Genomic DNA, 23,927 nt, shown 5'->3' with positions numbered 1-23,927 from the left:
GGCTGCACGTCCACGACACCGTGACCACGGCCGTCGCCCCCGGCGCGGTGACCCCGGCCTCCTCGGACCACTTCGCCGTCTTCACCCCGTACTTCCGCCAGTGGTCCGGGCAGCACCTGCGCGCCCCGCTGGCCGCACCGCGCACCGTGCGGGTCCCGGACGGCGTCGGTTCCGAGGAGCTGCCCTCGCGTGCCGGTGTCGCGGGTCTGTCACCGGGCCTGGCGACCGGCGGGGAGACCGAGGGCCGCAGGCTGCTGAGCCGGTGGCTGCGCAACGGCATCGCCGCATACGAGGACCTGCACGACGCCCTCGCCGCAGACGCCACCTCCCGCCTCTCTCCCCATCTCCACTTCGGCACCCTCTCCCCCGTCGAACTGGTGCACCGTGCACGGCAGTTGGACGGACCGGGCCCCGAGGCCTTCGCACGGCAGCTCGCGTGGCGGGACTTCCATCGGCAGGTGCTGGCAGCCAGGCCCTCGGCCGCCGGGGCGGATTACCGTACGAAACACGACCGTTGGCGGTCCGACCGCACGGCGCGCGAGGACATCGCGGCCTGGAAGGAGGGCCGTACCGGCTATCCGCTGATCGACGCGGCGATGCGCCAACTGCGCCACGAGGGCTGGATGCCCAACCGTGGACGCCTGCTGACGGCGAGCTTCCTCACCAAGACGCTCTACGTCGACTGGCGCGTCGGCGCCCGGCACTTCCTCGACCTCCTGGTCGACGGCGATGTGGCCGACAACCAGCTCAACTGGCAGTGGATGGCGGGCACCGGCACCGACTCGCGCCCCAACCGGGTCCTCAACCCCGTCACCCAGGCCAAGCGGCACGACCCGGACGGCGCGTACGTCCGCCGCTGGGTGCCCGAACTCGCCCGGCTGGAGGGCCCGTTGGTGCACGAGCCGTGGAAACTCAGGGGACTTGACCGTGCCGCACTCGGGGACTATCCGGATCCGATCGTCGAACTCGCCGACGGGCTGGCGCGGTTCAGGCGAGGCCGGGCGGGTGACTGAGGTCCCCCTGTCAGTGCCGTGTCTCGTACACCCCGTACGTCCCGGACACGATGTCCACGGCGTCCTTCAGGGTCGTTGGCCGCAGCGCTCCCCGCGCCGAAGGGCCGGACCAGCCGGGACCGGCCAGCACCACCGAGGGCTGTCGCCGGGCACCCTTCACTCCCCAGCGGATGTCGGCGAGGTGCCGGGCCAGCGGCAGGCTCGCCGTGGAGCGTGCCTGCGCCCACAGGACGACGGCCGCCGGTCCCAGCCGCCGTACCGCCGCGGTGAGTGCTTCTGCGGGTACGGCGGCGCCGAACATCCTTGTGGGGAGGCCGAGTTCACCCAGTGCGGCGTTGAGCGCCTCGGTGGGGAGGGTGTGTTGCTCGCCGGGCACGCAGGCCAGGACGACGGGCGAGACGTCCACCTGTCGCCCGGGAAGCGAGGTGTGTCGGCGCAGGACCGTGGAGACGTGCCAGGACAGCAGGTGCTCCACCTCGACGTAACGGTCCCCGGACGACGCCCACTTGCGCCCCACCGCGTGCAGGGTCGGCACCATCACCTCCTGCCAGGCGACGACGATGCCGTACTGGCCGACGGCATCGGCCAGTTGACGCTCGACGGCCGGTGCGTCGGCCGCACGGCGGCGCGCGCCAGGCCACGGCACTCCTGGCGTACATCACCGAGGGGCAGCGCGCCGGGGGCCCGCGACTCCCGGGGCCGTACGGCCATGCGCTCCGCGTGCGAACCGGCGGCACCCTTCGCCACCTGTGCCGCCTCGGCGGGCGGCACGCCCGACGAGGTCAGCCGGCACATCGCCTCCAGCAGCGCCACGTCCCGCGAGGTCCAGCGCCGGTGCCGTCCCTCGGCGCGGACCGCGGGCCCGATGCCGTAGCGACGCTCCCAGGACCGCAACGTGGTCGGCGCCACGCCCAGCCGACGGGCCAACGCGCCGGTCGTCAGGGGCACTTCGGCCGCTGACGGGTTCACCGCGTCCCTGTCGGCGGGCATTTCGCTCATCCGGCGACTGTACGACGCAGAATCGACGCGAGTTGAGGGCCTTGATCCCTGGCTCCCACGATGACCGCACCGGGGCGGTCGCCGTCCCAAGTGAGGAGCCGTCGTCATGAGCCCGCAGCCCGGCGTCATCCGCCCGAGCCCGGCGGCGGAGTCGCTCACCGACGAGGAGTTGGCCCGGGGGCTGGTGTCGGGGGACGCGGATTGTCTGGCCGCCGCGTATCACCGCTGGTCGCCGCTGGTGCACAGCCTGGCCCGGCGCTCGTTGGGGGACACCACGGAGGCCGAGGATGTGACGCAGCAGGTGTTCCTCGGGGTGTGGCGCGGGCGGCGGGCTTTCCGCCCTGAGCGTGGCGCGATCGGCGGCTGGATCGTCGGTATCGCCAGGCGCAGGATCGCCGACGCGCTGTCCGCCCGTACGCGTCGCCTGCGTCTCGTGACCGCCGCCGGCTCGTCGCCGGCCCTCGCCGATCCGGTCACCCCGAAGACCGAGACGGCTCTCGACCGCGTCCTCGTCCTGCACGAACTGGCCAGGCTGCCCGAACCGCAGCAGCGGGTACTGCGGCTGACGTACTACGAGGACCTGACCCAGACCCAGATCGCGCGGCGCACCGGCTGGCCGCTCGGCACGGTCAAGAGCCACGCACGACGCGGGCTCCACCAGTTGCGACGCCGCCTCCAGGACGACAAACAGCCTGACCACTACACATAAAGGCGAAATAAGAGCACTATGGAGATAAGCGGCTTTTACCGCATACCGCACCAGACGCGGTCAGGCCAGCAAAGTCAAAGGAGACGAGTCATGGCCAACGTCTCGCACACCAGAGGTGACATAACGAGCCACCCTGATGTCTCCGAAATGCAGGCGCGCTACGCCCGCATGCTCGGTGGACGCGATGTGGCGCTCGTGGACGGGCCGGTGTTCCTGCTCGGTCTGTACTGCGCCGTGTCCCCGTGGATACTCCACTACACGACGAGCCAACCCGCGCTCGTGCCGCACAACCTGATCGTCGGCATCGCTATCGGGCTGCTGGCCCTCGGGTTCACCAGGGCGCCGGAACGGATGTACGGCCTCAGCTGGGCGATGAGCGCCCTGGGTGTCTGGATGATCGTCTCGCCGTGGATCGTCGGCAGCAATCCCGACAAGGGCGTCATCCTGAACAACGTCATCATCGGCGGACTGGCCGTACTCATGGGCCTGGTGTGTGCCGGTACGGCGGCGCGGAGCACTCCCAAGCCGTAGAAGCACACCCCGGAAACAAGCCGTAGAAACCCGAAAGGAAGGCACGCCCCCTTTCAGCGCCCCCTTCAGTGGTCGCCCGGCACCAGCCACGGCGCCTGCGGGAGGGGGCTGCCGGTTTCGAGGACCGACTTCAGGTTGGACAGGACCGCCGGCCAGCCGCCGGACACGTCGGACAGTTCGCCCTGGTCGGCGAGGTCCTCGTGGGTGACGGTGAGGCGCACGATGTCCTCGTGGCGCCGGATGTCGTAGGTGACGCGGGAGTACGTGTCCTCCTGGCCCTCGTTCTCCGGCGAGGTCCACGTGGTCACGAGGCGGGTCGGCCGCTCACTCTCCACCACCGTGCCGACGACGTCGGCGATGCCGGAGCCGTCCGTACGCACGTGTTCCCAACGGGAGCCCGGCTGCCAGTCGGACACGTTGCTGTGGCCCCAGTAAGCGGCGGTCAGGTCGGCGTCGGTGAGCGCGTCCCAGACCCTCTCGGGGGTGCTCGCGATGTAGGTGACGTAGACGAATGTCGGTTTGTCGGTCATGGCTTCCTCGGCTCGTCGCTTCAGGGCTTCGAGCGCGCGCAGTCGCGGGCGCTCGAACTTGTCGATCCAGCGCTCCTGGATCTCGTGCAGCGGGACCGGATTGAGGTAGTGCAGCTTCTCCCGGCCGCGCCGCACCGTGCTGACCAGGTTGGCGGCCTCCAGGACGGCCAGATGCTGGGTCACCGACTGACGGGTCATGTCGATGCGCCCGCACAGCTCGCCGAGCGTCTGCCCGTTGTGCTCGTGCAGCCGGTCCAGCAGGCGCCTGCGGGTCTCGTCGGCCAGGGCCTTGAAGACCGCGTCCATCCCTGAGTCATGTTCGGATCGCACACCCAACGTTATGCAGGCAGTTGCCTGCATGTCAAGGAGTGCCTTCGTCCGATGCGAGCCGGTCCTCTACGGCGCCTCAGCGCAGGAACGTGCCCAGCTCGCGCCGGTGCGCGGCCACCCAGTCGTGCGCGTCCCGGATCTCGTCCACGACCCCGCTCGCCCGCAGGCCGGCCATGCCCCGTTCGCCGCGCTCGGCACCGGACTCGATGCCTCGCCAACACCGGTCCTGCCACCACAGGACGGTGTCGAGGAGCCGGTCGGCGTCGTCGAGGCCGTACGCCTCGCAGATCAGCGCGATCCGGCGGGCGGTTGCGGGTACGTCGGTGATGTCCGGGCCGAGGTCCAGGTACTGCCAGCAGACGTGGGCGACGTCGTGGACGCGCTCGCCGGGGGCGGCGAGGTCCCAGTCGACGAAGGCCACCGGGTGCCAGGCGCTGTCGTAGACGGTGTTCTTCGGAGCCAGGTCGTTGTGGCAGACGACGTCCTGGTCACCGGCCTGCGGTGTGCCGTGCGTCAGATCGTGGAAGGCACGGACGAGCCGTACGACGTGCGCCAGGCTGTCGTCGGTGCGGGCGGCGGACCGTTCCTCGGGGCTTACGGCCGCCCTGCCCTCGATGTACTGGAACATCTCCCGCCCTCGCTCGTCCGTGCCGAGGAAGCGCGGTGCCCCTGACCATCCCCGGCGCTCGAACACGTCGAGCAGTCCGGTCACGAAGGCCGACCGTTCCGGCGGGGCCGGAGTGCGCCGTACGGTGTCCCCGACGCGTACGACCTGGTTGACCGCGCCTCCGCCGAGCGCCGGCTCCTCCACGTGGCCCGCCTCCCCGAAATCGTTCGACCGCACGAGTATCGCTTGGCACGCTGCTCGCATGAATCATGCGGAGGCACTGCTCATCGGGGGACGCGCCGGGGTCGGGAAGACGACCGTCGGATGGGAAGTATCGGCGCGGCTGCGAGCGGCGGAGATCGCCCATGCCGTGATCGACGGGGACTTCATGGGGCAGGTGCATCCGGCGCCGGACGGCGATCCGCACCGGGCCGCGATCGGCGAGGCCAACTTGACGGCCGTGTGGGGGAATTACGCCGCGCTGGGGTACCGACGCCTCGTGTACACGAACACGGTGAGCGTGCTCGACGAGACGGCCGGGCAGTTCCGTAGGGCGATGGGCGCGGACGTGCGGATCGTACGGGTGCTGCTGACCGCCTCCGACGAGACGGCTGCCTCGCGGCTGAACGGGCGTGAGATCGGTAGCGAGTTGGGGCACGAGTTGGCCAACAGTGCCCGCAAGGCACGGGTGTTGGACCAGCGCGCGCCCGTCGGCACCGTGCGGGTGGTGACCGACGGGCGCTCCGTCGTCGATATCGCGGGCGAGGTGCTGGCCGCGACCGGGTGGGTCAGCGGCCGCTAGTGCGTCGCCCGGGTGACTTCGCCGGGTTGGTGGGTGTGGGACGGTGGGGCGCATCCGTTCCGGCCTCGTGGACGCGTGGTGGCAGAGCCGGTCAGGGTCCGCCGGTTATCCGATCACGAGGGCCGGAAACTGCAGCAGGTCGTGCGGCGCGGGACCATGAACACGGTGCGCTACCGCCGCGCGATGATGCTGCCGGCCTCGGCCGGAGGGACCGGGTCCCGGTCATCGCCCAGCCGGCGGCCGTGGACGAGGACACCGTGCGCGACGTCATCCACCGGTTCAACGAGATCGGTCTGGCCTGCCTGGATCCTCAGTGGGCGGGAGGCTGTCCCCGCCGGCCACCGTCGCGGGCCGGACGATCGTCCCGGGGCGTGAGGCCCTGCGGTGCCCGCCGGCCTGACGCGGCGTCACCTTCCAGCGCACCAGCACCTGGAAGGAGTCCACCGACCCCGACTACGACACCAAGCTCGACCGGATCAAGTACCTGCTGGAACACGCGCCGAAGCACCTCTTCGCGTTCGACGAGTTCGGCCCGCTCGGCATCCTCCCCACCGCCGGCACCACCCTGGCCAGACCCGCGCCCTGCACGCCTGCCTGCGCCGGCGCACCACCCACGCCCGCCACCCGGCGAAGTTACTCGGTCACCGCCCTAGCTGGGCTCGGCCGGAGGTGGTGCGGGCACCCGGAAGGCGTTGAGCAGAGCCGACGTCGCGAGGTATGCGCCGATCAGGTTGACCATGTCCAGGACGCCGGTCTGCCCCACCGCGTCGACCGCGAGGCGGTACGTGTCGTCGCAGACGGACCGCGTGCGTGCCAGTTCGTCGGTGAAGCGGTGGACCGCTGCCTCGGCGGACGAGAAGTCGGCACTCGAGCGCCCGGCGACGACAGCCTCGATCACCGGCTCCGCGACGCCGGTGTGCCGGGCCATCGCGGTGTGGACGTAGATCTCGTACTCGCAGTTCCACACCGCCCCGACGGTGAGGATGACGATCTCACGCAGAGGCGCGGCCAGGGACGACTGGGCCTGGTCGGCGAGGACCCAGGCCAGGAAGGCCATGCCGACGGCGGGGCGGTGCATGAACGCGTTGAACGGGCCGATCGGATCTCCTTCGGCCGTGGCCGCGACGGCTCCCGCCTCCCGGGCCCACGGCACCACCTCGGCCCGTATGCGTCGCCGCGCGGCGAGCTGGTCCTCGGTGAGCGGACCGCGGGAGGCCAGGGGCAGTCGCCCGCCCCAGTCCCGGTCTCGGGTCGATGGCTGAGCGGCGCCGGTCATGACGCGGCGAAGTCGGTGATGAGATCGGACAGGGCCTGGGGCGCCTCCAGCGGCACCTGATGGCCGGAGTCGACCGATGCGATCGTGACGTTGGACAGGTGGGGCACCGTCAGCTTGTTCTGCATCTCCAGGCCCCAGACCGGGTCGCTGTCGGCGACGATCAGCAGGGTCTCGACGTCGATCGGCGCGGCGCGCTCGGTCCAGTCCTCGTAGATCCCCTTGTTCAGCCAGGCATCCCAGGCCTTGCGGTTCATCCGCGCGTAGTCCTCGCAGGTGCGGTCGAACACCTCCGGCGTCAGCGGCACCGCGGTGCGGTCCAGCACGAACTTCTCCGCGTCGGCGTGGTCCCTGCGACTCTCGAACAGGTCGCGGGGCAGGTCCTCGCCGCCGACCTCCTGCCCGAGCGGGGTGGGGGTGATCAGCACGAGCTTCGCCGGGGGATGCTTGAGCCCCAGCTCCGCGCCCGCGCGGCTGGCGAGGATCTGCATGACCTTGCCGGTCATCGAGTGGCCGACCAGCACGTAGTCGGTCAGGCCGAGCTCGTTGATCGTGGCGGCGAACGCGGCGGCCATCTCGGCCATCGTGTAGCCGGGGATCTCGCGCGCCTCGCCGTGGCCGGGCGCGTCCACCGCGACGACCCGGAACTGCTCCGACAGCGGAGCACTGGCCTCGATCCATTCGCGGCGGGCGAAACTGAACGAGTGCGAGGCCACGAGGGTGCGCCCGGGGCGCTTCGCATGGGGCTGCTGAGGAGTGTCGGTGAGGGGAAGCATGGTTCTAACCTCCGGTTGTCTTCGGTGCGGGGGACGGTGTGGTCGGTCGGGTGAGGATCAAGCCCTGTAGGGCGGTGCGGGCCAGGTGCACGCAGGAGTCCACGTCGACGGGCTGGTGGCCGAGCAGCAGGCGGAACGCTGCCGGGCCGAACAGCAGATCGATCGCCGCGTCGGGCTCGACGTGCGGGTCGAGCTCGCCGCGCGCGACCCCGCGTTCCCACAACTCGCGCAGCGCCGCACGGCGCGGCTCGAAGAACCGGGAGTTGAGCAGGTCGGCGGTACCGGGTTCCAGCACGGCGGCGGCGACCAGCTGGGCGAAGACGATGCCGTCGCGGCCTTGGTAGTACTCGGCCAACCGGGCGACGGCCTGGACCAGGTCGTGCGCGCTGTCCCCGGTCTCGACCAGCGGCACCAGGCGGCCGATGTGCGCGGCGAAGGCCTCGATCGCCAGCGCGGTGCGGTGCGGCCAGCGCCGGTAGATCGTCGGCTTGCTCACACCGCTGCGGCGGCTCACCGCCTCGACCGTGCATGCGGCGACGCCGCCTTCCAGGAGCAGTTGCGTGGCGGCGGTGAACACGAGCTCCTCGTGCTCGGGCTCGCGAGGCCGTCCCCGGCCGCGGGTCTGCGGGCCGGTCACGACTGAGCCCGGGGTCGGACGGCCTGCAGCGGGCCGTGCCGCTCGCCGGACACTTCCCGGGCGAGCGAATCGAGCCGCGCCAGCACCGCGTCGTCCAGCGAGATCGTGAGCGCGGCCACGTTCTCGTCCACGTGCCGCGGGCTGCTGGTGCCCGGGATGGGCGCCACGGAGATCCCGAGCTGCCGACCGCGGGCGTGCACCCAGGCCAGTGCGAGCTGCGCGCCGGTGACGCCCAGCTGCGCCGCCAGCGCGCCCACCGTCTCGGCCAGCCGCCGGTTGGCGACGGCGTGATCGCCCTGGAACCGGGGATGGACGCGTCGGGAGTCGTTCTCACCCAGTGCGCCCGGATCCACCTTTCCGGTCAGGAAACCGCGCCCCAGCGGCGCGTACGGCACCAGGCCGACGCCGAGTTCGGCCATGGCCGGTACGACGGCTTCGACCTCCCGGCTCCACAGGGAGTACTCGCTCTGCACCGCGGCGATCGGGTGCACGGCGTGCGCCTGCCGCAACTGGTCCGCGTCGACCTCGCACAGCCCGAGGTGGCGCACCTTGCCCGCGGCCACCAGCTCCGACATCGCCTCAACGGTCTCGGCGAGGTCGACATCCTGCGGTGGCCGGTGCAGGTAGTACAGGTCGATGTGGTCGACGTCCAGGCGCAGCAGCGAGGCGTCGCAGGAGCGGCGCACGTAGTCCGGCTCCCCGCGCACACGGCGACGGTGATCGCCCGCCGAGCGGTCGATGCCGAACTTGGTGGCCACCACGACGCCCTCGCGCCGGTCCGCGATCGCACGGCCGAGCAGGACCTCGTTGTGCCCGGCACCGTAGATGTCGGCGGTATCCAGCAGCGTGACACCCAGATCCAGTGCGCGGTGGACGGCCGAGAGGGACCGATTCCAGTCGGACCGGCCGTAGTACTCGCTCATGCTCATACAGCCCAGTCCCTGCGCCGAGACGTGAAGTGATCCGAGCGTGGTGTGGAGCATCGCAACCTCCTTTACGTTACGACACGTAATCTAAATGAGGTTCCGCCGAACCGCAACACCCGGGTTCCGGGACACAGCCGACAGGGCACAGAACCGCCGTGGAAAGGTCCAGGTCCGAGGCGTGGTCCGGGCGAAGACGATGCGCGCGGCCACGGATTCCGGCGAGGTGGATGTAGACGCGGGGGTCTTGTCGGCAAGGAAAACAGGAACCCGGCGACGCGGGACCGCGGAGTGTCGCGAGAACAACCTGCGCGAGCGCGACTATGACGTTGGCCCAGATCAGGGCCGGCGCGCACCACCCGCGCAAGGGCAGCGGTCCTCGGCTTCACCGCCTGGGGGTTCGTGGTGGTGGGCGCTGCCGAGACTCTCCTGCACACCCACGACATCACTCAGGGACTGGACCTGCCCTGGCTGCCCCCGGTCCAGGTTCTCCTGTGGTGCACCGGCGGAGGCGAGCCGGAAGGCCGCCTCCGCCGAACTTCACGGACGTGGCAGGCGGCAACCGCAGACCGACTGGCCCACGAGCACCGATCCGCACTTCCGGACGCGGCGAAACTTCCCGGTCAGAGCACTGGTTCCGCGTCCGGGGCCGCTTCGACCAGGTACTCCTCCGTGATCTCCTTCGGGCCGAACGGCCACACCTTCTCGAAACGGGCCCAGATCACGAACGCCACGCAGCCCAGGGCCAGCCAGGCCAGGGACCACTCGATGGGGTGGCGGCCCGGCGAGTTCCGGTCCGCGTAGCCGTAGATCACGCACCAGCCGACGAAGGCGACGATGCTCGGCACGGGGTAGAGCCACATGCGGTAGGGGCGGCGGAGGGTCGGCTGGCGTTTGCGCAGGACCGTCAGGGCGATGATCTGGGCCAGTGCCTGGACGATGACCATGACGGTGGTCAGGAGTTGGATCAGGGTCGCGAGGTCGGTGTGGCGGCCGATCAGGAAGCCGATCGCCGTGATCACGCCCATCGTGGCCAGGCCCAGCATCGGGAAGCGGTGCTTGGGATGGAGTTTGGCGTAGGGGCGGAAGAAGACGCGTTCACGGGCCGCGTCGTAGGGGACCCGGGAGCCGCCGAGGAGGCCGGTGAAGACCGAGGCGAAGGCCGTGATGAGGATCAGGACGGTGACCGTGTCGGCGGCGCCCTTGCCCCAGGTCTTCTCCAGGACCGCCGAGGCCACCGAGGTGGAGGCGATGTCGTTCACGTTCGTCATCCGGTGCCAGTCGATGACACCGAGCGTGCCGATCTGCAGCATCAGGTAGATCGCCATGATGCCGACGATGGAGAAGAGGATGGAGCGCGGCAGCGTACGGCCGGGGTCCTTGATCTCGGCGCCCATGTAGGCCGTGGTGTTGTAGCCGAGGTAGTCGTAGATGCCGATGGTCAGGCCGCCGGCGAAGCCGAGCCAGAAGTGGTCGCTGCCCAGGTCGAAGGCGTGCGCCGGGTAGGTGAAGGCGAGGTGCGCGCTGAAGTCGCTCGCGGCGGCCACGATGACCAGGAACACCGAGGCGATCATCACGGTCCACATCACGGCGGTGATGCGGGCGATGTTCTCGATGCCGCGCCACAGCAGGAGGATCACCAGGGCGATGACGCCGAGGCCGATGAGGTCGCCGGACGTCCTGCCCAGGTCCGGTGCCAGATAGCCGAGATACTGCACGAAGCCGACCACGCCGGTCGACATGATCAGCGGGATGAAGAGCATCGCCGTCCAGACGAACAGGAACGGCATCAGCCGGCCGGTGCGGTACTGGAAGGCCTGGCGCAGATAGACGTAGCTGCCGCCGGAGCCGGGCATCGCGGCGCCCATCTCGGCCCACACGAGTCCGTCGGCGAGCGCGAGGATCGCGCCCGCGAGGAAGCCGATCACCGCCTGCGGGCCGCCGAACGCGGCGACCATCAGCGGGATCGTCACGAACGGACCGATGCCGCACATCTGGCTCATGTTGATGGCGGTGGCCTGGAAGAGGCCGACGCGGCGGACGAACCCGCCGTCGGGGGGCGGGCTACCGGGAGGCGGACTACCGGACATGGGGACTCCTGGGGCTGGTCACGGGGAGAGGGATACGGGGTGGCCCGGCGCGGGTGACTGGGCGATAAAGTTAAGGAGCCTTACTAGACTCGTCAAGAGGCTGTCCAGGATGCCGGAGAATGATGCGATGCCCGTCAGTGACGCCGTGGAGCGACCGGAACAGCCTTGGAGTCGTCAGCGGCTGCGCAGTACGAACGCGCGGCTGCTGCTCGACCGGCTGCGCGTCGCCGGTGCCGCCTCGCGCGCCCAACTCGCCCGCGAGACAGGCCTGTCGAAGCCGACGGTCTCCAGCGCGCTGGCCGCCCTGGCGGAGGCGGGACTGGTCCACGAGGTCGGCACGCAGGCCCCGGAGCGCGGCCGGACCGCCGTGCTGTACGCGCCCGATCCGTCCGCCGGGTACGCGCTCGGGATCGACGTCGGGCGCAGTTGGCTGCGGGTCGCGGTGGCCAATCTGGACGGTGAGGTGGTGGCCCGGGCGGACGTCCGCAACCGGGCCCGCAGCTCGGGTGCCATGGCCGAGCTGGTGGTGGCCACCGCCCGTCAGGTCGTCGCGAACTCCGAGGTCGAACCGGGCGCGGTGGTGCACGCCGTGGTGGGCACACCGGGCGTCTACGACGAGCAGCGGCGGCGGGTGCGGTTCGCGATGCATCTGCCGGGCTGGGGCCGGGCCGGGCTGTTCGACCGGATGCGGGAGGAGCTGGGCGTCCCGCTGGAGGTGCACAACGACGCGAATCTCGCGGCGCTGGGCGAGTACACGTACGGCGTCGGCGCGGGCAGCCGGCTGTTCGCGTACATCATGATCGGCACCGGTCTCGGGATGGGTGTGGTCAGCGAGGGACGGCTGTTCACGGGGGCGCACGGCGGGGCCGGGGAGATCGGGTTCCTGCCGTGGCCGGGGCAGCAGAAGCCGGAGACGCTGGAGGACGCGGTGTCCGGGGTGGCCGTCGTGGAGGCGGCCCGCAGGTTCGGCATGAGCGGACAGCAGCTCACCGCGAAGGCCGTGTTCGACGCGGCCCGGCAGGGAAACGCCGCCGCGATCAAGGCGGTTGAGCTGGAGGGCGAGCGGATCGCGTACACGGTGGCGGCGGCCGCGGCCGTGCTCGATCCGGACCTCGTGGTGCTGGGCGGCGGTGTCGGACACAGCGTTGATCTGCTGCTGCGTCCGGTGCGGGAGAACCTGCGCGCGCTCACTCCGCTCCGGCCGAAGATCGTGCCCAGCGCACTGGGCGAGGACGCGGTACTGCTGGGTGCCGTGGCCACGGCCCTCGGCACCGCGCGGGACCTGGTGTTCGAGCGCCACTCGGCGTCCTGAGCAACTCGCTCACGGGAAACGGTGATTGACAGGCCCCGTCGTGCGCCCTACCTTCTGGTGCGGTTAGTAAAGCTTCCTAACTTGACGAGGCTGGAGACCGCCGTGTTCCACCGCCCCGCCGTTCCCCCACTCCTCAGAGGCCGTCTGACCACGGCCGCGGTCGCGCTCGGTCTGCTGGGTTCCCTCACCACCAGCGCGTGGGCGGGGGCCCGGGAGTCGTCCCCGCCTCCCGCGCGGGTCCCGGTGACCGCCGTACGCTCGACCGCTGGGACCGCCACCCCGCTGTCCGGCTACGCGATCCAGTCGTCCGCCAAGGTCGGCGACTCCGCCGCGGGCGTCTCCTCCCCCGGCTATCGGGCGGCCGGCTGGTACCCGGCCGGCGCGCGCTCGACCGTCCTCGCGGCCCTGATCGCCGACGGCGTCTACCCGGACCCCTTCTACTCGACCAACCAGCAGAAGATCCCGAAGGCCGACTTCCAGGTGCCGTGGTGGTACCGCAGCGACTTCACGGTCGCGGACACCGGCCGGCGCACCTACCTCGACTTCAGCGGGGTGATCTCGGCGGCCGACGTCTACGTCAACGGCAAGCGGATCGCCAAGGCCGCGGACGTCAACGGCGCCTACACACAGCACGAGTTGGACGTCACCTCGCTCGTCCGCTCCGGCACGAACACGGTCGCCTTCCGCATCCAGCCGAACGACCCGAACAAGAACCTCACCATGGGCTGGATCGACTGGCTCCAGCCGCCGCCCGACGAGAACATGGGCATCGTCCGCGACGTCCTCGTCCGGCGCGGCGGCCCGGTGGCGCTGCGCGACGCGCATGTGGTGACCAAGCTGGCCGTGCCGTCGCTCGCCACCGCGGACCTGACGGTCAAGGCGCAGGCCCGCAACGACTCGGGCGCGCCCGTCACCGCGAAGGTCAGGGGCAGCATCGGCAGGACGGTCTTCGAGAAGACTGTCTCCCTCGCCGCACACGAGACGAAGACCATCACGTTCGCGCCGTCCGACGTCCACGGCCTCCACCTCACCTCCCCGAAGGTCTGGTGGCCCGCGGGCATGGGCGGCCAGCCGCTCTACGGCCTCGATCTCTCCGCCTCCGTCGCGGGCACGGCCTCCGACACCGTGCACGAGACCTTCGGCATCCGGGACGTGCAGGCCCCGTTGAACTCCGACGGCGACCGTCAGTACCGGATCAACGGCCGCAAGTTGCTGATCAAGGGCGGCGGTTGGTCGCCGGACGAGTTCCTGCGCTGGGACCGGACGTACGTCGAGGACCGCCTGAAGTACGCCCTCGATCTGGGCCTGAACACCATCCGCCTGGAAGGGCACATCGAGCCGGACGAGTTCTTCGACCTGGCCGACCGCTACGGCATCCTGACCCTCCCCGGCTGGGAGTGCTGCGACAAGTGGGAGGGCCAGGTCAACGGGGACGAGACGGGCGACAAGTGGACCGCCGCCGACTACCCGGTCGCCAAGGCGTCGATGGCCGCCGAGGCCGCCCGGCTGCGCGACCACCCGAGCGTGATCTCCTTCCTCATCGGCAGCGACTTCGCACCCGACGCGAGGATCGAGAAGACGTACCTGGACGCTTTGAAGGCCGCCGACTGGAAAACCCCGGTGGTCGCGGCCGCGTCTGACAACTCCTCGCCGATTACCGGCAGTTCGGGCATGAAGATGACCGGCCCGTACGACTGGATCCCGCCGAACTACTGGTACGCCAAGCGCGAGGGCGGCGCCACCGGCTTCAACTCCGAGACCAGCGCGGGCCCCGACATCCCCACCCTCGACACCCTGCGCCGCATGATGATCCCGGCCGAACTGGCCACCCTCTGGAAGGACCCGACCGCCAAGCAGTACCACCGCTCCCCGTCCTCGACCTTCAACACCCTCAAGCTCTACGACAACGCCCTCACCGGCCGCTACGGCCCGCCGACGAGCCTCACCGACTACGTCCGCAAGGCCCAACTCGCCCAGTACGAGAACGTCCGGGCCCAGTTCGAGGCGTACGAGCGCAACGCCACCGACGCCTCGAAGCCGGCGACCGGGGTCGTCTACTGGATGTTCAACAGCGGCTGGACCTCCCTGCACTGGCAGTTGATGGACCGTTACCTCGACCAGGGAGGCGCCTACTTCGGCGCGAAGAAGGCGAACGAGCCGCTGCACATCCAGTACTCCTACGACAACCGCTCGGTCGTCGTGGTGAACAACCGGAACGCGTCCGCACGCCAACTCACCGCGCGGGCAACCCTGTTCAACACCGACGGGACGCAGAAGTACGACAAGAAGGTGGCCGGAGTGCAGGTCTCCGGCGGCGGCGCGCACAGCACGACGCTCACCCTGCCCTCGTCGGTAGGCGGGTTGTCGACGACGTACCTGGTGCGGCTGACCCTGACCGACGCGTCCGGGAAGGAGGTGAGCCGGAACGTGTACTGGCTCTCCAGCAAGCCCGACACGCTCGACTGGGCACGCACCGACTGGTACTACACGCCGACGACGAGCTACGCCGATCTCAAGGGGCTCAACTCGATGGCGCAGGCGCCGCTTTCGGCGACGGCGTCGACCGAGGCGGGCGCGCACGGCACGTCGACCACGACGGTCACGGTGCGCAACTCCGGGAAGGGCAAGACGCCTTCACTCCTCACCGACGTGCACCTCGTGGACTCGGCGGGCAAGCCGGTGCTGCCGGTGCGGTGGTCCGACAACGACGTGAGCCTGTGGCCCGGGGAGTCGACGACGCTGACGGCGACCTACCGGACGGCGGATCTGCACGGGTCGGCGCCACGAGTGCGGGTCTCCGGCTGGAACACACCGGAGCGGACGGTCCCGGCACCGTAGAGGCGAACAGTCCCTACACCGTGAACCGGTGGGGCCCGGCCGTCGCCGGGCCCCACCGGTCGTCATCAGCTGACGTTCAGCGCCGTGTCGTCGACGACGAAGGACGTCTGCAGCGTGGAACCCTCGACGCCGGTGAACTTGAGGGTGACGGTCTGGCCGGCGTAGCTCGCGAGACTGAAGCTGCGCTGGGTGTAGCCGCTGGCCGCGTTCAGGTTGGAGTAGGTCGCCAGGGTGCTCAGGACGGTGCCGGAGCTGTTGAGGACCTGGACCTTGAGCGTGTCGTACGCCGTGCTGGTGCTGGTCTCCGCCGTGTCGATGTGGAGATAGAAGCTCAGGGCGGCGGTCGTGCAGTCGGACGGGATGGACACCGACTGGGACAGGGTGTCGGTGGTGGCGGTTCCGTAGCCGTCCAGCCATGCCTTGTACGAACCGGTGCGGGCGGCCTCGCTGCTGGAGTTGGTGATCACGCCGCTGGTGGCGCTCCAGGTGGTGTTGCCCGACTCGAAGCCGTTGTTGCCGAGGAGCTGGGAGGCGGTGCAGGTGGTGCCGCCCCCTCCTCCGCCACCGCCGCTGGTGCCGTCGCCGGCCAGCCACGCGGTGGCGTTGAGGGCGAGGGCGGCGTTGGTGGCGCCGGTGTCGTTCCAGCCGTCGTAGAGCGTGTTGCCGGACTGGCCGGTGCCGTCGTCGATGGGTGAGCTGTCGCCCCAGAACGCGACGCGGCCGCTGCCGAAGGTGCTGGTCGCGAAGAACGCGCCGGTGTTGCCGGAGTAACCGCTGCGGTACACAAGGCCCTTGACGTTCGCATTGTCGGCGGGCTTGAGGGTGGCCGTCGTACCGTCGGCGATCAGGCTCTTGGTGACCGTGCCGAAGGCGCCGTTCAGGACCTCGTTGGTGCTGTCGCTGATCGCGGCGGGGTAGCCGGAGCTGATGTCGAGGGTGTCGACGGAGAAGCCGAACGGGTCGGTCGAGTCGACGCTGTTGTTCGTCATCAGGTCGTTGAGGATCTCGACCGCGTCCTCGCCGTCGCTGTTGCGGTCGGCGCCGGTGTGGTCCGAGATCATGAACAGGCCGCCGCCGTTCTGGACGAACGTCATGATCGCGGTCTTCTCGGCCGTCGTGAACAGCGTGTTGGGCTCGGGCAGGACCAGCGTGTCGAAGTTCGACAGGTCGGTCGTCGACGAACCGCCGTACGTCAGCGCGCTGGTGGCGGTCTTGAGGCTGTAGCTGCCGGTCTTCTGCAGGGCGACGCCCCACGACGAGAGCGCCCCGGTCCAGTCGGTCTCGGCGGACGGGGTGGAGTCCTGGGAGAGCGGGTCGGGCTTGCTGGTGGAGATGATCCAGTCCGCGTTGCCCGCCTCCTCGGCGTGGCCGTCGTCGAACAGGACGCGGTTCGTGGTGGCCGCGTGCGCGGGCGCGGCCGTGGTAGTGACCTGGAGGGCGGCCCCTGTGACGAACAGCCCCAGGCCGGCGAGGGCGGTGGTGAGTCTGCGGCGGGATCTTCTGGATCCAAGCATCCGGCGAACCTCCATGAGGGGATGGGGAAGGGTGCGGTGCGGGCGCCTGATCTGCGCGCGTAGAACGGTAGTTGGGGAGTTCTACACGCGTTGAACGATTGAAAGGTACATGGCATGAAGGGGTGGTGAACAGAAAGTCCCGGCAATAACAGGCGACAAAACTCCGGCGGACTGCCTCGGCGTGCAGCGGGCACATGAAGAGAGCAGGACTATCGACAAAGAGGGGCGGAGATGGAGATCTCGGGCATCATCAGTGCCATCATCATCGGCATCATCATTGGCGTGCTGGGACGGCTCGTCGTCCCTGGGCGCCAGCACATAGGCGTGCTGCTGACGATAGTCGTCGGCATCGTGGCGGCGCTGATCGGCGCGGCCATCGCATCGGGCCTGGGGGTCGCCGACACGAAGGGCATCGACTGGATCGAGTGGCTCATCCAGATCGGCCTGGCAGCGGTCGGCATAGCCGCGCTGGACCGGTCGAGGGCGCGCCGCTGAGCGGTGGGCGGGAATTGCGTTGCGGGTGAGACCGGGCGGCCGTTAGTTTCTGCGAGCCTGCTGCCCGGTCCCCGTATCCCGCACTCCCGACGGAGAACCCTTGTCACCACGCGTCATCCCGCTCGTCGATCCGGAGTCCGGCCCGTCGAGCCGTCGTCTCGTCTGGCTCGCCCAGGACGCCGACGGCGTGCCCCTCGGGTCGGCTTCGCTGCGCCTGTTCCTCAAGGAGGGGCAGGCGCATCTGGCCGAACTGGAGATCACCGTCCACGGCGCCGAGCGTCGACAGGGCGTCGGTACGCGGCTGTTGGAGGCCGCGGTCGAGGCCACCCGCGCGGAGGGCCGACGCTCGGTCGTCGCTCAGACCCAACAGGGGTCTCCCGGCGACGAGTTCCTGCCGGCCCGCGGCTTCCGTCCGGTGCTCGCCCTGACGTACGCCCGGCTGTCGCTGGCCGACGCGGATCTCGCGGCGATCGGTGAGCATGCCGAACATCCGCACCCCGGTTACCAGTTGACGGAGTGGGACGGCACGGTGCCGGACGAACTCGCCCGCTCCTACGCCGAGTCGCGCGGCGCCATGGACGACATGCCGATGGACGGCACCGACTACGGCACCGTCGTATGGGATGTGGACCGGCTGATCGCGGCGGCCGAGGCGGTCGCACGGCGCGGGGAACTCCTGCACACCGTCGCCGCCGTGGACACGGCGGACGGCCGGATCGTCGGGTTCTCCGAACTGGTCGTACCGTGCGACGGACTGGGCGACGCGCAGCACTACGGCACGGCCGTGCTGCCCGCCCATCGTGGCCGCGGTCTCGCCCGCTGGATGAAGGCGGCCTCGATCCACCGTGCGCACGAACTCCACCCGATGCTCGCCGGGTTGCTCACGGACACCGCGGACGACAACGTGCCGATGCGCGCGGTGAACGACGCGCTCGGGTATGTGCCGACTCATCGTGCGGTGGAGTACCAGCTCGACCTGTAGACACTTAGGCGTAGGCCGTGCGGGGCCTGCGACAAGGACCAACCAGCCCTCGGCTACGGCCCGTTCGGCCCCGGTGCGCGGCTCAACGCGCGGCGCGCAGCGCGGCGAGGCCGTCGCTGCTGGACGGATACACAGGCGTCCAGCCCAGTTCCCGTTCGGCCTTCGCGCTGGACACCCGCAGGTTGCTGGTCATCATCGTGCGGGCGTATCCCATCGGTCGAATCATCCACAGCGGTACGGCCATCGGCTTCGGCAGGCCGAACTCCCGCGCCACGCACAGCACATGGGCGCGGAAGCCGAGCGGTGTGCGGTCGGCGATGTTGTACGCCTGCCCCGGACGGCCGTGTTCGACGGCGGAGGCCACCGCGCGGGCCGCGTCGGTGAGTTCGACCCAGGGCAGGACCCGGCCGTGGTCGTCAGGGGCGGGCAGTTGGCGCCTGCGCAGCATCGGGAGGAGGGCGTCGGTGCCGCCGGGGCCGTAGAAGAGGCCGAAGCGGAGTGCGATGCCCTCCAAGTCCTGCGCCTGGACGGTGAGTTGCTCCTTGGTGCGCATGCCCTCGATGTGCTTTTCCAGCTCCGATGTGGTGCCGCGCGGGGCGAAGGGGTCGTCCTCGGTCAGGGTGCGGGGGCCGAAGTGCCCGTAGCCGTAGCCGAAGACCATCGACTCGGTGATGAAACGGCGGGCGCCGGTGGCCCGGGCGGCCTCGACGAGGTGGGCGGTGCCGTGGATGCGCAGGGCGTCGGTGGCGTGCATGTCGCGGTGGCGCAGGGGTGCCTTGCGCAGGGCGGTCGCGGCGTGGATCACCGTGTCGAAGTGGTGGCCGTCCACCGCCCGCAGTAGCGCTTCGCGGTCCATGAGGTCGGCGCGGATGCCGTTGCCGGGCCCTCGGCCAAGGCCGGTGACCTTGTGGCCGGTGTCGGTCAGGGCCTTGGTGATGTGGCCGCCGAGGACGCCGCCGGCACCGGCGAGGAGGATGCTCTGACCGCCCTCGTTGCCCTGGTTGCTCTCGTTCGTCGTCATGACGATGCGACGGATCGGGTCGGCGCGGATGTGACATCGGCGGGTTGGGCCGCGGGTCTACGGCTCGTACACGTACGGCGTGGTCGTGGTCAGCGGGGCGAGGCCGAGGCGTTCGAGGATGGGGCGGCTCTGGTCGGAGGCGTCGACCTGGAGATAGCGGTAACCCCGGTCCGCGGCGATGCGGGCGCGGTGGGCGATCAGGGCACGGTAGATGCCGCGGCCCCGCCAGGCCTCGACCGTGCCACCGCCCCACAGACCGGCGAACCGGGTGCCGGGGACGAGTTCCATACGGGCCGCGCTCACCGGTTCGTCTCCGGCGAGGGCGACGACGGCGACAACTGTGTCGGGTTCGGCGGTGAGTTGGGCGAGCAGGCTGGCGCGCAGCCGGGTGCTGTCCGTGCCGAAGGCCTTCTCGTGGACGTCCGCCACGAGGTCGACGCCGGCGCGGTCGGTGGCGGACAACAGGCGGACACCGTCCGGCAGTTGGGCGTCGAGGGTCAGTTCGGCGACCTCGCCGATCATCAGCGTCTCCTGCGGCTCGGGCGTGAACCCGGCCGCCGTCAGCCGCTGTCCGAGATCCGTCGGCAGGTCGTGGCCGTAGAGCTTCCACTCGAAGTCGCGGCCGAGCGCGGTGAAGTACGCGATCTGCTCGGCGATCGCCGCGTCGGCGTCCGTCCCGTCCAGGTCCGACCACAGCACGCCGTTCCACCCGTGCGCGTCGGCGACCTGGCGCACCACTCCTCCGACCCGCTCGACGCGGGCCCCGGGGCCGTTGGGCCGGGCGCCTTCGCGCAGGTCGCGGTCGTGCAGGGCGAGTACCGTGGCGTGATCCATAGGCTCACTTCAACATCCGCGGGCAGACTCGGCAACGGGATTACGAGCCCTGCGACGGCACGTCCGCCCGTACCGCCGCCAGATACGTGCTCAGGCGGTCCCGGTTGCGGGCCAGGCAGTCGATGCGGGCCTGGATCCGGTCGATGTGACCGCTGAGCAGGGCGGCCGTCTCCGGGGTCAGACAGTCGGCGGGGACGTGGATCTCGTCCGGTCCGGAGAGATACGGCAGGATCGCGCGGATCATCTCGGTGGTGAGCCCCGAGTCCAGCAGGCCGCGGATCTGCTGGACGTCCCGGACCGCGGGCTCGCCGTAGAAGCGGTAGCCGTTCTCGGTGCGGTCGGGGTGCAGCAGGTCCTGCTCCTCGTAGTAGCGCAGGAGGCGGGTGGGGACGCCGGTGCGGCGGGAGAGCTCGCCGATCTTCATGCCTGCCTCCGGGACGTGCGGGCCGAGCCACGACCGGCGGAGCCGTGCTCGCGGGGCTCGGTCGGGGAGCCTCTTGCGGGGCTCACTTGCCTTCACACTGATGTGTGGGTTCGACCATGGTCCCATGACCACCGCATCCCCGGCCAGGGGCGCCGCCCTGCCCTGGTCCGGGCTCCTCGCCCTGTCCACGGCCGCCTTCACCGCCGTCCTGACCGAACTCCTCCCCGCCGGTCTGCTGCCCCGGATGGCACCGGCCCTCGGCGTCTCCGAGGCGCGGGTCGGCTTCCTGGTCACCGGTTACGCCGTCGCCTCCTTCCTGGCCGCGATCCCCGTCACCGCGACGCTGCGCGGGCTGCCGCGCCGCCCGGTCCTCGTCGGTACGCTGCTGGGCTTCGCCTGCGCCAACGCGGTGGTCGCGCTGTCGTCGTCGTACACCGTCACCTTCGGCGCCCGACTGCTGGCCGGGGTCATGGGCGGCACGATGTGGGCGATGCTCGCCGGGTACGCCGCCCGGATGGTGCCCGTCGAGCGACGCGGCCGGGCCATCGCGATCGTGCTGGCCGGGATCACCCTCGCCCTGTCGCTGGGCGTGCCGGCCGGGACCGCGCTGGCCGGGGCGGTCGGCTGGCGTACGGCGTTCGGGATGCTGGCCGGGCTCGCAGTGCTGGTGGTGGTCTGGATACGGCTGCGGGTCCCCGGCTTTCCCGGTGAACTCCCGGGCGCACGCGTGCCGTTGAGGCGTGTCGCCGTGCTGCCGGGGATTCCGGCCGTCCTGTCGGTCACGCTGTTCCTGCTGCTGGGGCATCAGGTGATGTACACGTACGTCGCCCCGTTCACGGCGCACTCCGGCTACGGCCGTACGGACGTCGTCCTGCTGGTCTTCGGGGTCGCCACGGTCGTCGGGATCTGGGCCACCGGGCTGCTCGTGGACCGGTGGGCGCGGCCCACGCTGTTGGGCGCGACAACCCTGTTCGTGGCCGTCATGTGTGTGCTCGGCCTGCATGGCGACTCCCCTGCGGTGCTGCTCGCCTCCGTCGCCGTGTGGGGGATCGCGTTCGGCGGGGCGCCGACGCTGATCCAGACCGCGCTCGTCAACGCCTCCGGCCCCGAACACGCCGATGTGGCAACGTCGTTGCAGACCACGGTGTACAACGCGGGCATCGCCGGGGGCTCGTTCACCGGCGGCCTCGCCCTGTCGGGGATGGGCGCCGGGGCCTTGCCCTGGACGGCGTTGCCGTTGGTCGCGGGCGCGCTCACTGTTGTCGTGCTGGGCCGCCGGAACGCGTTTCCTGCGGCACCTGTGGAGGCCGAGCGGCCCGTCAACTCGCCCTGCGCGTAAGCGCGATGCCCCAGTCCGTCACGCGCGCGGACGAGCCGGCGCCTCAGGCCTCGCCGAAGTAGTGCCCCGTCTCAAGGTCGGCGATCAGCCCCACCTCGACCGGCTCCCACCCCGTCTGCTTCCGCGTCAGCGTGTTCGACGCCGGGCAGTCCAGCGAGGCGACGAGGCCGAGGAAGCCGAAGTGGTCGACCGCCTGCTCGGCGGGCACGCTGCCGGTCGGGACGTCGAGACGGCGGGCGATGACCTCGGCGAGCTCGCGGAGCGGCAGCGCCTCGTCGCCGACCGCGTGGTACTGCGCGCCCGCCGGGGCCGACTCAAGGGCCCATCGGTACAGCCGGGCCGCGTCGAGCCGGTGTACGGCGGGCCAGCGGGCGGAGCCGTCGCCGACGTACGCCGACAGGCCCTTCTCGCGGGCGACGGTGATCAGTTGGGGGACGAATCCCTGGTCGCCGGTGCCATGCACGGAGCGGGGCAGCCGGATGACCGACGACCGTACCCCGCGCTCCGCCAGCGCGACCGCCGCGATCTCGGACGGCTGCCGGATCGCCGAGAACGACCCGGGGTCGACGCGGTCCTCCTCCGTCGCCACCCTCCCGTCGCCGAGCCCGGGCGTGCCCGAGGTGACCACGAAGGGCTTGTCCGTGCCGGCCAGTGCCTCGCCGATCGTCTCGATGGCGCGCAGGTCGGTGGCGCAGTTGGCGGCGAAGTCCGTGAAGTCGTGGATGAACGCCAGATGGCAGACCCCGTCCGCCGCCGCGGCGCCCTCGCGCAGGCTGTCGAGGTCGTCGAGCGAACCCCTTTGTACGGCGGCACCCACGGCCGTCAACGCCTCGGCGGACGCGTCCGAGCGGGCCAGTCCGGTGACCGTGTGCCCGGCGTCGAGCAGTTCACGGACCACGGCGGAGCCGATGAACCCGGTGGCGCCGGTGACGAAAACACGCATGGTGCGTTCCTTCGACGAGGTGAGGTGAGCTTGCGCTGTGCTGTGCTGTCCTGCTGTGTTTCCATCGTGGGCAGCGCAGGGGTTCCAAGTCCAAAGCCTGTTTCGCATGTCGCAATACAGGTCAGGCATCACAGCAGCTCAGATGGCATTCGGCCGAAGTCTCCTCGGTCTCAGGCCGTACACTTCAGGCATGACGGACCTGCCTGCCGCGCCCGATCTCGAACTGCGCCTCGTGCGGTACTTCATCGCCGTGGCCGAGCAGCGTCACTTCGGCCGTGCCGCCGAGGCGCTGCACATCACCCAGCCGTCCCTGAGCCGTCAAGTCCGGCGGCTGGAGGACCAGTTGGGGGCCCGGCTGCTGGACCGTACCCCACAGGGCACCCGGCTCACGGAGGCCGGGGAGGTGTTTCTGCCGCGCGCCAAGGCGCTGTTGCGCTCCACCGCCCAGGCCGCCGCCGAGACCCGCGCCGCCGCGGAACCCAGCCGCCTCGCCGTCGGGTACATGGCGAACCTGTTCGTCACCCCGGCGGTACGCGAGGTGCGGCGCCGGCATCCGGACGCCGACGTGCACGTCGTACATCTGGCCTACGACGATGTGCGTGCGGCCCTGTTCGACCGGCGGGTGGACGCGGTGGTGGCCCGACTGCCGTTCCCCACCGACCAGTTGGACGTCACGGTCCTCTACGACGAGCCGCGCGTCCTGCTCGTACCGCTGGACCACCGTCTGGCCGGCAAGGAGTCCGTCACCCTGGACGACATCGCCGACGAGCCCCTCCCCCGGACGCCCGGCGCGGACCCGGCGTGGAGCGCCTTCTGGCGCATCGACCCCCGGCCCGACGGCCGCCCGGCACCCGGGGGTCCGGTCATCCGGTCGCTTGAGGACAAGTTCGAGCTCGTCGCCGACGGACAGGCCGTTGCCATCACCGCAGGCCTCAGCCCCGGCCCCGGGCAGCCGACGGCTCCCCGTCCTGCGCCTGCACCCAACGGGCGTCCGACGCGCTGCGC

At 70.6% G+C, this 23,927-nt stretch carries 23 protein-coding genes and 1 pseudogene; 11 read left to right on the top strand and 13 right to left on the bottom strand.

What is annotated here, in order from left to right:
- On the top strand, positions 1-1,013 hold a 1,013-nt coding region (locus tag ACFWP5_RS43515; RefSeq protein ID WP_384170221.1), incomplete at its 5' end, for a cryptochrome/photolyase family protein.
- Between the two features lie 10 nt (positions 1,014-1,023).
- Here ACFWP5_RS43515 and ACFWP5_RS43510 read toward each other — a convergent pair.
- Positions 1,024-2,003 (bottom strand): annotated as a pseudogene (locus ACFWP5_RS43510) (MerR family transcriptional regulator).
- Positions 2,004-2,118: 115 nt separating this feature from the next.
- Here ACFWP5_RS43510 and ACFWP5_RS43505 point away from each other — a divergent pair.
- Both ACFWP5_RS43505 and ACFWP5_RS43500 read left to right on the top strand, forming a co-directional pair.
- Positions 2,119-2,721 (top strand): sigma-70 family RNA polymerase sigma factor, encoded by a 603-nt coding sequence (locus ACFWP5_RS43505; RefSeq protein ID WP_384170218.1) that lies wholly within the window; start codon positions 2,119-2,121, stop codon positions 2,719-2,721.
- Between the two features lie 90 nt (positions 2,722-2,811).
- Positions 2,812-3,252: an SPW repeat protein gene (locus ACFWP5_RS43500; RefSeq protein ID WP_384170216.1), complete on the top strand. Its 441-nt coding sequence runs from the start codon at positions 2,812-2,814 to the stop codon at positions 3,250-3,252.
- Positions 3,253-3,317: 65 nt separating this feature from the next.
- Here ACFWP5_RS43500 and ACFWP5_RS43495 read toward each other — a convergent pair whose 3' ends face one another.
- Positions 3,318-4,088, bottom strand: a complete 771-nt coding sequence (locus tag ACFWP5_RS43495; RefSeq protein WP_384170214.1) for an ArsR/SmtB family transcription factor — start codon at positions 4,086-4,088, stop codon at positions 3,318-3,320.
- Between the two features lie 100 nt (positions 4,089-4,188).
- Entirely contained in the window at positions 4,189-4,923 is a 735-nt protein-coding gene (locus ACFWP5_RS43490) for a phosphotransferase (RefSeq protein WP_384170212.1), read from the bottom strand.
- A 58-nt stretch (positions 4,924-4,981) separates the two neighbouring features.
- On the opposite strand from ACFWP5_RS43490, the gene ACFWP5_RS43485 reads away from it, so the two are divergent.
- Positions 4,982-5,521 carry a hypothetical protein gene (locus tag ACFWP5_RS43485; RefSeq protein WP_384170210.1) on the top strand — a complete coding sequence of 180 codons (540 nt, stop codon included), beginning with the start codon at positions 4,982-4,984 and terminating at the stop codon, positions 5,519-5,521.
- A 242-nt stretch (positions 5,522-5,763) separates the two neighbouring features.
- Positions 5,764-6,174: a helix-turn-helix domain-containing protein gene (locus ACFWP5_RS43480; protein WP_384170208.1), complete on the top strand. Its 411-nt coding sequence runs from the start codon at positions 5,764-5,766 to the stop codon at positions 6,172-6,174.
- Here ACFWP5_RS43480 and ACFWP5_RS43475 read toward each other — a convergent pair.
- The 5 genes from ACFWP5_RS43475 to ACFWP5_RS43455 all read right to left on the bottom strand — a co-directional run bounded on the left by ACFWP5_RS43475 (position 6,171) and on the right by ACFWP5_RS43455 (position 11,220).
- A complete protein-coding gene (locus ACFWP5_RS43475) occupies positions 6,171-6,797 on the bottom strand; it encodes a carboxymuconolactone decarboxylase family protein (RefSeq protein ID WP_384170206.1) in 627 nt (208 codons plus the stop codon). The genes ACFWP5_RS43480 and ACFWP5_RS43475 overlap by 4 nt on opposite strands.
- The gene (locus ACFWP5_RS43470; RefSeq protein ID WP_384170204.1) at positions 6,794-7,570 is read right to left on the bottom strand and encodes an alpha/beta fold hydrolase; all 777 of its coding nucleotides are present in this window, start codon (positions 7,568-7,570) and stop codon (positions 6,794-6,796) included. Before ACFWP5_RS43470 ends, ACFWP5_RS43475 begins: the two co-directional genes overlap by 4 nt.
- Positions 7,571-7,574: 4 nt before the next feature.
- Positions 7,575-8,147 (bottom strand): TetR/AcrR family transcriptional regulator, encoded by a 573-nt coding sequence (locus tag ACFWP5_RS43465; protein ID WP_384170202.1) that lies wholly within the window; start codon positions 8,145-8,147, stop codon positions 7,575-7,577.
- Positions 8,148-8,203: 56 nt separating this feature from the next.
- The gene (locus ACFWP5_RS43460; RefSeq protein WP_384170200.1) at positions 8,204-9,190 is read right to left on the bottom strand and encodes an aldo/keto reductase; all 987 of its coding nucleotides are present in this window, start codon (positions 9,188-9,190) and stop codon (positions 8,204-8,206) included.
- 563 nt (positions 9,191-9,753) lie between these two features.
- On the bottom strand, positions 9,754-11,220 hold the full coding sequence (locus ACFWP5_RS43455) for an APC family permease (RefSeq protein ID WP_384170198.1): 1,467 nt from the start codon (positions 11,218-11,220) through the stop codon (positions 9,754-9,756).
- 127 nt (positions 11,221-11,347) lie between these two features.
- Between ACFWP5_RS43455 and ACFWP5_RS43450 the strand changes: the two genes are divergently transcribed.
- Both ACFWP5_RS43450 and ACFWP5_RS43445 read left to right on the top strand, forming a co-directional pair.
- On the top strand, positions 11,348-12,532 hold the full coding sequence (locus ACFWP5_RS43450) for an ROK family protein (RefSeq protein WP_384170195.1): 1,185 nt from the start codon (positions 11,348-11,350) through the stop codon (positions 12,530-12,532).
- A gap of 102 nt (positions 12,533-12,634) precedes the next feature.
- Positions 12,635-15,370 carry a sugar-binding domain-containing protein gene (locus tag ACFWP5_RS43445; protein ID WP_384170223.1) on the top strand — a complete coding sequence of 912 codons (2,736 nt, stop codon included), beginning with the start codon at positions 12,635-12,637 and terminating at the stop codon, positions 15,368-15,370.
- Between the two features lie 65 nt (positions 15,371-15,435).
- On the opposite strand, the gene ACFWP5_RS43440 is transcribed toward ACFWP5_RS43445, so the two are convergent.
- Positions 15,436-16,884, bottom strand: a complete 1,449-nt coding sequence (locus tag ACFWP5_RS43440; RefSeq protein ID WP_384170193.1) for a hydrolase — start codon at positions 16,882-16,884, stop codon at positions 15,436-15,438.
- Positions 16,885-17,115: 231 nt separating this feature from the next.
- Here ACFWP5_RS43440 and ACFWP5_RS43435 point away from each other — a divergent pair, with 231 nt between their 5' ends.
- On the top strand, positions 17,116-17,379 hold the full coding sequence (locus tag ACFWP5_RS43435) for a GlsB/YeaQ/YmgE family stress response membrane protein (protein WP_019057177.1): 264 nt from the start codon (positions 17,116-17,118) through the stop codon (positions 17,377-17,379).
- A gap of 100 nt (positions 17,380-17,479) precedes the next feature.
- Positions 17,480-18,361 carry a GNAT family N-acetyltransferase gene (locus ACFWP5_RS43430; protein ID WP_384170190.1) on the top strand — a complete coding sequence of 294 codons (882 nt, stop codon included), beginning with the start codon at positions 17,480-17,482 and terminating at the stop codon, positions 18,359-18,361.
- A gap of 82 nt (positions 18,362-18,443) precedes the next feature.
- On the opposite strand, the gene ACFWP5_RS43425 is transcribed toward ACFWP5_RS43430, so the two are convergent.
- From ACFWP5_RS43425 to ACFWP5_RS43415, 3 genes are read right to left on the bottom strand one after another with little or no spacing between them, the layout of a single operon-like run.
- Positions 18,444-19,382 (bottom strand): NAD-dependent epimerase/dehydratase family protein, encoded by a 939-nt coding sequence (locus ACFWP5_RS43425; protein WP_384170188.1) that lies wholly within the window; start codon positions 19,380-19,382, stop codon positions 18,444-18,446.
- A 57-nt stretch (positions 19,383-19,439) separates the two neighbouring features.
- Positions 19,440-20,216, bottom strand: a complete 777-nt coding sequence (locus ACFWP5_RS43420) for a GNAT family N-acetyltransferase (protein WP_384170186.1) — start codon at positions 20,214-20,216, stop codon at positions 19,440-19,442.
- A 40-nt stretch (positions 20,217-20,256) separates the two neighbouring features.
- Positions 20,257-20,640, bottom strand: coding sequence for a MerR family transcriptional regulator (locus tag ACFWP5_RS43415; protein WP_384170184.1), 384 nt, complete (start codon positions 20,638-20,640; stop codon positions 20,257-20,259).
- A 124-nt stretch (positions 20,641-20,764) separates the two neighbouring features.
- Between ACFWP5_RS43415 and ACFWP5_RS43410 the strand changes: the two genes are divergently transcribed.
- On the top strand, positions 20,765-21,979 hold the full coding sequence (locus ACFWP5_RS43410) for an MFS transporter (RefSeq protein WP_384170182.1): 1,215 nt from the start codon (positions 20,765-20,767) through the stop codon (positions 21,977-21,979).
- A gap of 43 nt (positions 21,980-22,022) precedes the next feature.
- Here the strand turns inward: ACFWP5_RS43410 and ACFWP5_RS43405 are convergent, their stop codons facing one another.
- Entirely contained in the window at positions 22,023-22,922 is a 900-nt protein-coding gene (locus ACFWP5_RS43405; RefSeq protein WP_384170180.1) for an SDR family oxidoreductase, read from the bottom strand.
- A 190-nt stretch (positions 22,923-23,112) separates the two neighbouring features.
- On the opposite strand from ACFWP5_RS43405, the gene ACFWP5_RS43400 reads away from it, so the two are divergent.
- Positions 23,113-23,927 (top strand): LysR family transcriptional regulator (locus ACFWP5_RS43400; RefSeq protein WP_384170178.1); only part of this gene is annotated, 815 nt, incomplete at its 3' end.

Origin of the sequence: Streptomyces sp. NPDC058469 (assembly GCF_042721125.1) — a bacterium.
Taxonomy (GTDB): domain Bacteria; phylum Actinomycetota; class Actinomycetes; order Streptomycetales; family Streptomycetaceae; genus Streptomyces.
Note: the sequence above shows the minus strand (reverse complement) of the source record. Positions and strands in the feature narration are given on the sequence as shown.